Below are 12599 nucleotides of genomic sequence, written 5' to 3' on the forward strand. Positions count from 1 at the left end.
ATTATCTGCAAATTCAGTAATGAGAGGACGTGTAAACGCAATAAGGACGTTCAAGGGCTTAGTTGCGGATTTGAGGTGAATATAATTTGTCCAAAAAGTTCATTAAACAAATCCATATTAGCGCAATAATATATGCTGAATTTCCTTCTTGACATAACACCAGACAAAAGCCAGCTATTGATAACCATCAAATTAGCAGGGATATTGCGGGAAAAGAAACAAGAGGTATACTATACCTATACCTCAAACCCTGCTTTTACGCCTGTACTATATAATAAAGGAATAAGCAACTGCGTACTTTATCCAGATGATTTCCGTTGGTTAAAGCCCGACCTAACGCTTCTAGATTGTCGGCATGCAGCACATGCCTCCCTTTATCGGCAGCTAGCCATTGACTATATTTTCATAGCCATGCAGTTGCCGAACCAAAAAAACATACAGGACAAAGATATTTCTGTACTTTATCTGCCACCCACTCCCTACCTGTCATCTGGTTCCGGACCACGTGTGGAATCGTTGGCAAAGAGATTGCAGGATATAAAAAAAGACAAAGGAAGAAATATTATTGTCGGATTATTGGGAAAAGGAAATAAAAATTCAAAGATACTAGAAGATTTTTATAGAGTTATAAAAAGAAGTTCCATCAGAAATCCCCGGTACCAATTCATATTATTAACCGACATACAAAATGTATATCAATCGTTTGAATTGCCCGGCAACATGGAATTATTCCGCACGCTGAACCTTAACACCATATTGCCATTATGCGATTTGGCTTTGACCGACTCATATTCTGATGTATGGCTGGATTGTACCTTTGCTCAAATACCGGTACTGAGATATTCGCCTAAAAATATGATAAACATAACTCCGATGAAATTGGAGCAACAAATAGAATATGCATTACAAAATAAAATAACACTAACACAAAAAGCGAAAGAGTTATGCGATTTCTTTGAACGTAAAAATCGGGAAATAAACAAAATAGCCGATATGTTAATAGAAAGAGCAGAACGTAACAGATATAACTCATGCGGACACCCGGCCGCACATTTATTAAAGTAATTCAGCGTTCATACCTACTTCCACGTCCAAATGAACGTTAATCGCTCCAATGAATTTCTTTTTTAAGTGATTGCGGCCGCTCCATGAGTTTCCTCTTATAAAACAAACCGGGTTATGACAGAATACGAACTTGATAAAATAAAGAAATCATTTGTCCGTTCCAATGCCAAGTGCCCTGTAGAGGTAGCTTGCCTGCTCACTGTCATAAAATATTACAACGGAAAAGAAACGGACATACATACATTGACCGAATGGTGCAAAATAAATGGAAAGCTTACCTTGGCAGGAATGAAACAAGGGGCTATATATTCCGGCATGAAAGCCGAAATATGTTTGCAAAACATTCATCAATTAACACAAAGAAAACTTCCCATCATCCTTTTCACTCTCAATGATTTCAATGTACCGGGATATGTAGTCTGTTACGGCATCCATGAATCCCGATTCATTATCTGGGAACCGGAATTCGGACTCATGCAATATTGGGCGGACGAAATGAAAACATTATGGATAAAAGGAATAGCCCTGACCCTCTTTCCCACACAAAATTTTATGAATTCGGCAAATCTCCATCTAAAATGGTGGGAAATATATAGCTGGAGCAAACTATGGAAAAGAAAGGTAGAACATTGGTACGAATATATATGGTTAAACGTACCTTTATTCCGCCAAATGGTATATAAGCTGGGTAAGAACAAATGAGATGTGAAAAGTAGGCACTCATAATCTTTCCTTCTCACTCTCTCCGGCACCACTACCCTTATATTTATTACGCGTAGCATTAAATTTATAGCGTACCGTCAGCATCACTTTCCTACTATCATAATTATTAATTTGCAAAGAAGATGCCCGGTTATAATACATACGGTTTCCAGACTTCATACCATGGAACAAATCCGTACCACTCAGTTTCACAGACATCCTATCCCCCCAAAAGAACTTTGTAACCCCGGCATCCACATAAAAAATATTCTTGGTTTCCGAGCAATTCTCCATATCGCCTTTACTTTGATAATTCATTTCCACCGAAGCCATCCAGCCGTGATTAAAATTAAACGTATTATTAAAAGCCCCCGTAAACATCGGTTTGTTCATCTTCAGCAATCCATCGGTAGTCTCCAGATCCAGCCATTGTTTCTGTACTCCCCAATTCAATTGCGGCGACCAGATTCCAAACTTAGGCGCCAATGACAAGAATGCCGAAACAGACTTCAAGCTATGGAGATTTTTGAAAGAAATAAGCGTTACCGCCGGATTATACTCCATTTGTTCCCCCCAGTAAATGATTGCATTTCTTCTGTCATTATAATCCATACTGAACTGCATAAACTTCCATGCCCCCATCAAAGAAACGTTATGCACCACCTCATGTTCCAATAACGGATTGCCGGACTGAAGCGTGAACCTATTGGCATACGTCACATTATTGCTCAACTGCTGGTAGGACGGACGACGCGTCTTCGCCGCATAACTAAGCTGCAACTGCACTCCGCCTATTTCAGAACCCAATGAAACACTCGGAAAGAAATTACTGAAATTCCGGCTTTGTCCTTCCATATATTTCCCATCCTCATAATAATCAAAGTTCACCCACTCATAACGTCCCCCCACGGAGAGTTGCCCTATGGGGGTATTGCGGCTATACTCTAAAAACGGACTGATATTCTGCTCTTTCAGTTCACTGAATGAAGTCGGCACATAACCTTCCGGATTCACATAATCATCCTGCCGCTCCGTATGACTGTATTCAGCCCCTATCATGACATTTCCTCCAAGCAGCGGACGGCTCAGCACCAGTTTGGCAGCAAAGAGTTCACTTCTCAATGTATTGGTAGAAGTGACAACCCTATCTTCCTTATTGCTGCTTTCTTCACGTTGTATCGTATTGTCTCCGTTTTTGTCAAACAGATAATCCGCATTAAAATCAATCTCCGTTTTTCCCGCCATCCCCTTATAATAAACATTTACCGAATGCGAGGGATTATAATACGCAGTGGCATTGATATCATTCGCCAGATAGTCATAATGCGTGCCGTCGGCATATACATCCGAATTAAATATAGTGTGATAGCGGGCATCCGGATTGGCTTTCAATGTATATTTTACTCCAATTGAATTATTTTCATCGAATGCATAGTTCACACCTGCGATATTGGTAAATGCCTGTTGATTCGTTTTTGCGAACTGATAATTGTCCTGATGCCAAAGCGTATCAACATGCACATCTTGAGTAAACCGGCTTTCGTCAAACCCTTCACTTTTTCTATAATACACGGTGCCGAACACATCCAATTTATCACGCCGGTAATTCCAGTTCAACTGTTCCACGAAACCGGCATACTCCCACTGATTATAACCGGAACGCACATCAAATCCAAATCCTTCCCCTTTTATGGGGCGGGTAGTAATCTTCACCACTGCTTTCACAGACGCATCATATCTTGCACCGGGGCTGGTAATCAGTTCTACATTCTTAATATCTTCTGACTTCAGCTGGTCCAGTTCCGACAAATCACGCAGCAATCTCCCATTCACATAGATTATCGGGCTCCCTTTTCCAAATACCTCATACACATCATTTTTCTTCTGAAGTCCCGGTATATGCTTCAACACATCCTCCGCCGTACCCATTATGCTAAGCACTGTTCCTTGCACATGGGTCTGCAACCCTTCAGCAGTAAGTTTATATGACGGGCGATTCCCCTTTACCACGACTTCCCCCAACAGATTAACATCTTCATGCATCACAATCGTTACCGGAAATTGAGCATAGGCTTTTGTCACCGGAATAAAGCCAAGACAAGAAATTCTGAGTATATTGTTACCGCTTGTTTGGTTTATGCTGAAAATTCCTTGTTCATTGCTAATTGTACCTTGCACAAAAGATGAATCTTTGGAAGATAGCAATACCACATTAGCAAAACTGACAGGATTTCCTTTTTCATCAACTAATGAGCCGGAAACACTCTGTGCGTCAACAATAATCACTTGTAACACTAATCCGAGTAGTAAAATCACTTTCCTCATGTTCTATACTTTTTATTTTTTTGAAATTATCACAAACGTCTTAGCTCATCATTTGCCGCTCCTGTCCCTTTATACTTGCTCTTTGTTGTATTAAACTTATAGCGCAAAGTAATAGAAAATTCACGAGTATCCCATTGATTAGTCTGCTCCCAAATAATACTGCCAAAATATGTTTGCCAATAATTACGTGAACCATGAAAAAGATCGTTCCCTCGAAGTTCCAGACTTAAGGCATCCCTTAAAAATGACTTACGGACAGAGATGTCAACTGTACCATAATTTTTGAACTGATACAAATTCTGATAATTTCCTTTTCCCATAAAAAGCCCATCCAAACTGACAAGAAAATCACCAGGAAGTTCAAATGTATTGTTGAACCTTATTGTAGGACGAGGCTTATTAAACTCTATGCCATCTATTGTCATCCATTGTTTCTTCACGCCGATATTTAGGTTAGGATGCCAAAAGCCAATAGCCGGTGAAATAGAGAAAGAAACATTCAAAGTCGGACGATTATGATAATTGAGGTAAGTCATCATCATTGAATTGCCATTATCTATCGGATCTCCCCAATAAATGATTTCCTTACGCCACTGCTGATAGCTGACAAGTAACTGTAAAAAACGCCATGTACCGACCAATGAAATATCGTGAATGGTGCACGGCTCCAGCAATGGGTTACCACGTTGCATAGTGAAACGGTCTACATAGGTGACATTGTTGCTTAACTGGCTATAAGTAGGTCGTTGCGTTTTAGCAGTATAACTCAACTGTGCCCGGACAGAACCTAGTTTTCTTGAAAAAGAAAGATTAGGAAACCAGTTTCCATACATACGGCTCTGTTCATCCATGTGCACACCATCCTTATAATAATCAAAAGTTACATGCTCATATCTTACACCCAATGAAAGGTTACCTATCGGGAACTGACGGCTGTATTCGGCAAAGCCACTCAATCCATCTTCCTCTACACGACTGATGGTACTTTCCACATATTTCTCCGGATTACGGTACTCGTCATTGCGACGGGTATCCGTATATTCTCCGCCTACCGAAAGATTACCTCCAAACAACGGATAAGAAAGTACCAATTTAGAAGCTAGCAATTTATTTCTGATGTAACTCTGTGTATGCACATCCCGACTTTCTTGCTCTTGACTGACTTCGTGATAAAGACCTTTTCCTGTAGAAGTATTAGTATAATAGTCTGTATTAAAATCAATATTCAAATCTCCCACAGTACCATTATAATAAACATTTAGTTGATGAGTAGGCTTACCGGAAGTAGAAGAATACTCTTGATTTTCCAAGTGGTCATAAAACTGATTGTTGGCTGTAATATCATTAGAGGTAAATACATCCGACTTCGTATTTGGACGGGAAGTAAGAGTATAGCGGAATCCCAGTGAATGTTTATCATTCAGGCTATAATTAGCTCCTATTTCACCTCGTAAAGACTTGTCTACTACAGTTCCATCCAATAGATTCTGATATTTCCATAAAGAATCAGACTCCAAGGTATGTACAATATCATTTTTCATGATATATTCGTTCTTTAAATAACGGAATATACCAAAAATATCAAGTCCATTATGGCGGTAGTTTACATTCAATTGCTCTATCAAGTCTACATTCTGGCTCTGATAGTAACTGGAACGGAGATCGAAGCCGAAACCATCTCCGGCACGCCGGATAGTCTGTATACGGATAACGGCAGTTACAGTTGCATCATAACGTGCACCGGGATTAGTAACAACTTCTACGCTCTTAATATCTTCCGAATTTAGTTGATCCAATTCCGAATCATCACGTACCTGCCGCCCATTGATATAAATAAGAGGTGTTCCTTTGCCAAGTACTTCATAGGAATTCCTCTCTTTTATTACACCCGGTACTTTTCCCAATACATCGCTTGCTGATCCGGCTTTAGAGAGTACACTATTTTGTATATTAGTCACCAGTGCGTCGCCTCTCATGCGAGTAACAGGCATATCAGCTTTTACCACAACTTCAGCCAATATCTGTGTGTCTGAAGCGAGACAGATAATTCCAAGATCTGTACTTCTGTTATCTAATGGACGATAAACAGTAGCATAGCCAATAGATGAGATGCGAAGCACATCCTTTGTTTCTTTGACATTGAGACTAAACGCGCCTTCTTCATTACTGATACTTCCTGCCACGAAAGTAGAATCGGGCAAAGAAAGTAACACTATATTGGCATAAGGGACAGGTTGTTGTTGCTCATCAATTACTTTACCTGTTACCGTAACCTGTGCTTGCAGCTGCACTGCCACCCCCATAAAGAAGTATAAACAAAAAAGTATATTCGCTCTCATATTCTATATTTTTAAAGTTTCAAAAGTACATTATATTACAAAGCTATAGAATAATCAACGGCACATTCTATCGGTTTATTATAGAAGCTATTACCTTGATCATAATTCCTTAGACGACAAGTCATCAGTGAACACTTTTTGTTTAATGTACAAGTAGAACAAGTATCTATATTTTCCAAACTAAATCCTCCTCGGAACATTCTCCATTTATCTCTATTTTCCCAAAGTTCTTTCAAATTTTCTTTTGTAAGATCTCCTACAAGCAATTCTTCATGTCCAAAGCATAAGAGCCTGTTAAAAAATGGCTGAAATCCTTTTCTAACAAAGTTTCCATATCAGTCGGATAGTTTCTTTCTTTAAAGTGACCAAACTTAAAAAAAAAGATATATCAGACTAATTTAATGGAAACAGAGTGGAATATATAGCAAGAGTGTTGAGTCTGCAAAAAAGAAAGCAGAAATATGATTTACATTAAAGTCAGGATCTAATCTTACTCTGCATTTCATTCTATAAACACAGTTTCCCTACAAGCGCCTCAACTCATCATTGGCCGCCCCTGTACCTTTATACTTGCTCTTTGTTGTATTAAACCTATAGCGCAATGAAATAGAGAACTCGCGCGAGTCATATCTATGATCTTTTGAGAAGGAATATGCTCCACTGCGAAGAAGCGTTTTACTTTTTTGCTGGCGGAACAAATCATCTCCCCTTACCTCTATACTCAAAGCATCATTCAAGAATGATTTTCGCAGTGAAATATCAACATAGCTATTAAAACGATCAAAATATACATTGCGCAAATCCCCCTTACTCCTGAATTGCATATCCAAACTAAGAAGGAAATTTTCTGGCAATGTAAATGAATTAGACAGCACACCCGTAAATCTGGGTTCATTCAATTTTAATTGTTGCCCATCACTATCAATAGTCAGCCATTGTTTAGTTATTCCAAGACTTAAACGGGATTCCCATATACCAATATGAGGCGAAGCCGAAATAAAGGCATTCAGCATAGGCAGACTTTTATTCAAATTAATACTTTTCAGTAAAATGGTATATTCATTCGGATTCAATGGCTCACCCCAATAGATTATAGCATTTTTAGTCTGCTGATAACCTAAGCTGAGTTGCAGAAACTTCCAAGAAGCAATCCAGTTAAGATTATGAGTGATTTCGGACTTCAATGTAGGATTTCCCTGCTGTATGCTGAAACGGTCTATATATAATGAACTATTGCTCAACAGCCTGTATGAAGGACGTTGCGTCTTTACCGTATAACTAATTTGCGTCTTAACCTTTCCAATCCGAGTATTGAAGGAAACATTCGGATAGATATTATCATAGCTACGGCTCTGGTCATCTATATGCAGATCATCTTTATAATAATCAAATTTTATTTGCTCATAGCGTGCACCAAGTATAAAGTCGCCTATGGAAATAGATCTGCTATATTCGGCAAAAGCCGTTATATTCATTTCATTCATCTTGCTGTTGGATGAAGGCACATAATTTTCAACATTCAGATAATTGTCTTTGCGATGGGTATAAGTCCATTCTCCGCCTACTGAAAATTTTCCTTTCCACACAGGATAGGACAACACCAGTTTGGCTGCTGCCAAATTATTTGCCACATCACTTGCAGCATGTACATCCCGGTCCTCCTGCTCTTCACTTTCCTCGCCAGTAATGTCCTCCTGTAAATAACCGCTTTGATAGTAGTCGGCATTGAAGTCTATTTCCAGATTACCCACGCGCCCCGTATAGTAAGCATTCAACTGATGATTTAATTCATTATCTGTTTCTGAGCTTGTAAAATTCTGTAAACGATCAAATACCTTACCGTCTAAACTGACTTTACTAGTTGTATAAAGCTTACTATCATATCTGGGGCTTCCCTGAATAGAGTATTTTATTCCGATAGAATTATTTTCATCAAACATATAGTTCATTCCGATATTTCCTCGCAGCCATTGCTTATTATCATTATATTTCAATTGATTTTCCAAGTCCAGCTGTTTCTTTGAAATTAAAGTCTGATGTACATTGGTGCGTTCACGAAATTCCATCTTATCATATCTGAACATGGCAAACATATCCAGCCCATTATGGCGATAGTTCACATCTGCCTGTTCCACTAAGTCTACATTTTCACTTTGATAATAACTGGAATTTAGATTGAATCCGAATCCATCGCCAGTGCGGCGGATAGTCTGAATGCGCACCACAGCATTTACAGTGGCATCATAGCGCGCACCGGGATTAGTTATCAATTCTACATGCTTAATATCTTCCGAACTGAGTTGCTCCAGCTCAGACTTGTCGCGTACTTCCCTGCCATTGATATAGATAAGAGGCGTTCCTTTGCCGAATACTTCAAAGGAATCTTTATCCTTCAATATACCGGGCACTTTTCCCAGTACATCGTTTGCCGATCCTGCCTTTGCTAATACGCTGTTCTGCACACTTGTTACCAATGCATCGCCTTTCATGCGAGTTACAGGCAAATTGCCTTTCACTACTACTTCACCCAGCAGTTGTGTATCCGAGTGCAACAAGATAGTGCCTATATTCCTGTCCTTACATTCCTTATATGTTGTAGCATAACCTACAGATGAAATGCGTAATATCCCTTTAGATGAATTTTCGGGTATGGTAAATTTTCCATCCTGGTCACTGATAGTTCCATATATAAAAGTAGAATCAGGCAATGATAAACATACGATATTAGCAAATTCTATCGGCTGATTACTTTCATCAACAATTTTTCCAGCTACTGTCTGTGAATATATAGAAGTAGTAGAAACTACCCAAATCAACATAATATAAAGTAACTTTTCCATAATATATAATTTTAATTATTCATTTTCTGAATGAGTAAAGACCATAATTGAGGGTCCTTGCGGATAGATGCAATTATTAATAATATTTGTTCTATACAAAGAAGCGTTATTTTACAAAAGTCTTCATTAGGGTATGCTTCAAATTGATTTATTTTATGATTGAAAAATCTATGTACAGTACATCCTCCACATAATCTTTGTGCCCAACATTTTTCACACTTTTCATTTGATCTAAAATCTATTTCATGATCAAATGGTTTATATAATTCTGGATAATTATAAACATTATAGCCATCAATACTACCTAACTTACATTCTTTAATACCATTTATTGTATGACATGCGTATATAGTTCCATCAGTGCTTACAGCTAAATACTGATCTATAACAGGGCATATATTAGTAGATGTATTATGAACAATAGCATGTAGAAGTAACCAAAAATCTTTAGGCAAATATTTCAGTTCTGTTCTTTTTAAATATTCCAAATCAATGGAGTTCCATAAATCAAGCAATAATTGCAGACTAAGTTCTTGATCATTGACCACTACACCTTCAATTCCAAAAGTCTGATCCATAAATTTTGAAATATCTTCATGACTATAATTATGATCAATATGTAACTGCGTATAGGTTGCTTCGTACTGTATTTTTACATTGGTTTTTTCTTGTATAGTATGGATAAAATGAGCTATCCTTTCATAACTTCCTTTTCCATTTTTATATATTCTCTGAATATCATTAATTTCTTTAGGACCATCTATACTGATAGTCATTGCTGAAATATTTCTCTTGATAAATGCCAGCATCCTATCTGTTAATATTGTCCCATTAGTAATAATTACGAAATTAGGCAAAATATCTATTTTCCCTTCTTCTTTATAATATTTAAAGCGATTGCACACTATCTCCATTCCTTTAAGATTAAGCATCGGTTCGCCTCCAAAAAAGACAATCTTTTCAACTCTTTCAAATTGTTCTACACAAAAATCTACAAACTCTATTGCTGTTTGCTCTGTCATTAGGTTACGTTCTTGATTATAACTTCCACCTCCACCAAAACAATACTTACATCTTAAATTACAATCATTAGATATATGTAAAGTGATTCGCCTTATCACTTTTCTTTTATTTCCATTTTGAATATTTGTGCTATGCTCGCCTTTATTTGAAGCATATATAGATCTAATACTACTTCCTGCTTTTTTAATTCGTCGTCTTTCATGATCGTTAAATTTTAAAATTAACAAACTAGTAAACTATTGTGATTTCTTAATTACATTGCAAATGTAATCTCCCACAGTCCGACACCTCCGGACTGAACAAAAAAAAGATTTTCATTTAACATTCTTTCGTATTCTCATAGAAAAACTGCCTTAAATAAAAGTAACCACACTTTTATTTAAGGCAGTCTTATAGAATCACTTATACAAGTAGCAGATCAATTCATTGCCGCACCTTAGTTATTGATAACCGGCAATAATTTTAGGCCCTTTCTCTCATTCTTTTTACGCTTGGCATCTGCCTTACGGTTATTGATAACCAATTGATAAGATTCAGCCACAGCATTCAGTTCATCGGCAAAGGCAATAAACAGTTCATTATCATAATAAAAGAACATATCATTTACCAATGAATATAGCTGATTCAATAATCCATTACAGTTCTTATGCAGACTAGTAGCCGAAAGACCTTTCTGTTCTTTCACAATACCACGCTGTGTATCTAAGTCCAAATAAAGATTATTTGCCTTTTCCACTTCAGTGATGCGATCAGCCAGATTCAGTCGTTCTACTGAATCATGGTTTTTCTCTGATTGCAGAATCAAAATGTAACCTGCAATACGGGCAGACATATCGGAACGGGTAATTATTTTATTCATTTTATAATTTCCAGTCTGATCAATAAGGCTTTTTGCAGCATCTTGATCTTCTTTTGTTCCTATATCTCTTGCTCTTGATGTTCATCTGTAATGCGCTGAAACATTTGCGACGAATATCATGGGCTTCGGACAGACCGACTGTTTCAGAATAAAGATGGCTTTTATTTAACTTTTGACCATATTCAGCTAATATAGCCTGTAATGCCAAATGCTTGTTGGTTAAATCCACTTTATCGTTTGCTGATTCAGGTATCTTTCCAGATCCGTCTTTTACAACTACATCCGACGAACCTTTCAATAGCTTTGCATATTTATCATATACACCTAACCAACGTGACATAAAATCATAGTTTTCTGACAAATTCAGAAAATTAATAGAAACTAATGCTCTTGCTTCAATCATTTGTTACAAATATTTATAAGTTTAATCCTCATTTTTATTTGCGAATTATAATTTTCTTATCAATCTGACCACAGATTGGATTAAGAATACTCAAACATTTGCTTCACATTATCTATATAGTCTTCTTTTACACGTACCATTGTCTGTAATGTAGAGGGAAATATAGAATCCAATGAAAACTGCAAGAATTTAATTCCAGACTCTTTTAAAAAGTAAATATCATCCTCTTTTAGCGGTATTTTTGTACTCAATAAAGGTGTGAATCCATATTGCCCCACTTTTCGTATCACCTCTTTCCAATCAGGGAAAGCAAAAATATCACCTCCTGTCAAAGCCAGATTCCCCCCCATATCATGAGCTTCATCTATCACCTTTATAATTTGCCAACTTGTCAAATCGTTCTTCCTGTTTCTATCCGCATAGCAATACATACAATCCGTCCTGCATTGGGTTGTAATCATAAAGTTAAGATTCAGCGGAACAGAAGGACGTTTAGGTATAAAGTCTGTAGTATAAAATAATTCATTATCCGTATAAACACTTCCCTCCGATTCTTCCTTAACAGAAGTCAGCAGATACGGGGGAAAAGAAATCGTCACTCCTTTATAATTCCATCCTACTTTTACTGGATTATCGATTATTTTTCGAATAAACTTATCTATCAGGTCTGGTTTTATATTTAGGGTATTTGCTATATTTTCTATTGAAGCATTTAATTCTCCTTCTCCAATATGTGACAAGATATATCCAATAGAAGGTGGAACTACGCTTGCAAAAGCCATGGCATATTCTAGCTTAGCAGTAATTAAAGCTGATTTAGCAATGATATAAGAACAATTATTTTCGTTTCTAATCACATATTGTGGATTCAAATAGATATACATAATACAGCCGTTTTTATACATAAAATAGTAAGGAGGGCATGCCTCCTTACTAAATTGAATATTTAAGATCCATAATACTTCTATCAACACTGGATGCAAACTATAATCAATCACTCTTTTTTTGTAAATAGTGATATAAAATCTTTTCAAGATCGTTTT

9 protein-coding genes and 1 pseudogene are annotated in these 12599 nt (G+C 37.2%); 2 read left to right on the forward strand and 8 right to left on the reverse strand.

The window, feature by feature from the left end; translation table 11 throughout:
* Positions 1–132: 132 nt before the first annotated feature.
* A complete protein-coding gene (locus tag AB5935_RS18445; protein WP_007843429.1) occupies positions 133–1065 on the forward strand; it encodes a hypothetical protein in 933 nt (310 codons plus the stop codon).
* A 114-nt stretch (positions 1066–1179) separates the two neighbouring features.
* Positions 1180–1767, forward strand: coding sequence for a cysteine peptidase family C39 domain-containing protein (locus AB5935_RS18450; RefSeq protein WP_008674173.1), 588 nt, complete (start codon positions 1180–1182; stop codon positions 1765–1767).
* Between the two features lie 18 nt (positions 1768–1785).
* Here AB5935_RS18450 and AB5935_RS18455 read toward each other — a convergent pair whose 3' ends face one another.
* From AB5935_RS18455 to AB5935_RS18490, 8 genes and pseudogenes are all read right to left on the reverse strand, one after another.
* Positions 1786–4092: an outer membrane beta-barrel family protein gene (locus tag AB5935_RS18455; protein WP_038611454.1), complete on the reverse strand. Its 2307-nt coding sequence runs from the start codon at positions 4090–4092 to the stop codon at positions 1786–1788.
* A 29-nt stretch (positions 4093–4121) separates the two neighbouring features.
* Positions 4122–6431, reverse strand: coding sequence for an outer membrane beta-barrel family protein (locus AB5935_RS18460; protein ID WP_007855715.1), 2310 nt, complete (start codon positions 6429–6431; stop codon positions 4122–4124).
* A 35-nt stretch (positions 6432–6466) separates the two neighbouring features.
* A pseudogene (locus AB5935_RS18465) lies at positions 6467–6703 on the reverse strand (radical SAM protein); the annotation flags it as partial.
* Positions 6704–6955: 252 nt separating this feature from the next.
* Positions 6956–9271 carry an outer membrane beta-barrel family protein gene (locus AB5935_RS18470; protein WP_007831158.1) on the reverse strand — a complete coding sequence of 772 codons (2316 nt, stop codon included), beginning with the start codon at positions 9269–9271 and terminating at the stop codon, positions 6956–6958.
* Between the two features lie 11 nt (positions 9272–9282).
* On the reverse strand, positions 9283–10521 hold the full coding sequence (locus AB5935_RS18475; RefSeq protein WP_007843436.1) for a radical SAM/SPASM domain-containing protein: 1239 nt from the start codon (positions 10519–10521) through the stop codon (positions 9283–9285).
* 209 nt (positions 10522–10730) lie between these two features.
* Entirely contained in the window at positions 10731–11153 is a 423-nt protein-coding gene (locus AB5935_RS18480) for a DUF6261 family protein (protein ID WP_007831156.1), read from the reverse strand.
* A 19-nt stretch (positions 11154–11172) separates the two neighbouring features.
* Entirely contained in the window at positions 11173–11556 is a 384-nt protein-coding gene (locus AB5935_RS18485; RefSeq protein ID WP_007831155.1) for a hypothetical protein, read from the reverse strand.
* An 80-nt stretch (positions 11557–11636) separates the two neighbouring features.
* A complete protein-coding gene (locus AB5935_RS18490; protein ID WP_007843439.1) occupies positions 11637–12590 on the reverse strand; it encodes a radical SAM protein in 954 nt (317 codons plus the stop codon).
* Positions 12591–12599: the final 9 nt, after the last annotated feature.

This window comes from Phocaeicola sp. RTP21198st1_B8_RTP21198_201120 (assembly GCF_040929485.1).
GTDB lineage: Bacteria > Bacteroidota > Bacteroidia > Bacteroidales > Bacteroidaceae > Phocaeicola > Phocaeicola dorei.

Bases quoted from the DNA above. Each gene is read 5' to 3' on its own strand.
- AB5935_RS18445 (WP_007843429.1), top strand. From the start codon at position 133: ATGCTGAATTTCCTTCTTGACATAACACCAGACAAAAGCCAGCTATTG.
- AB5935_RS18450 (WP_008674173.1), top strand. From the start codon at position 1,180: ATGACAGAATACGAACTTGATAAAATAAAGAAATCATTTGTCCGTTCC.
- AB5935_RS18455 (WP_038611454.1), bottom strand. From the start codon at position 4,092: ATGAGGAAAGTGATTTTACTACTCGGATTAGTGTTACAAGTGATTATT.
- AB5935_RS18460 (WP_007855715.1), bottom strand. From the start codon at position 6,431: ATGAGAGCGAATATACTTTTTTGTTTATACTTCTTTATGGGGGTGGCA.
- AB5935_RS18470 (WP_007831158.1), bottom strand. From the start codon at position 9,271: ATGGAAAAGTTACTTTATATTATGTTGATTTGGGTAGTTTCTACTACT.
- AB5935_RS18480 (WP_007831156.1), bottom strand. From the start codon at position 11,153: ATGAATAAAATAATTACCCGTTCCGATATGTCTGCCCGTATTGCAGGT.
- AB5935_RS18485 (WP_007831155.1), bottom strand. From the start codon at position 11,556: ATGATTGAAGCAAGAGCATTAGTTTCTATTAATTTTCTGAATTTGTCA.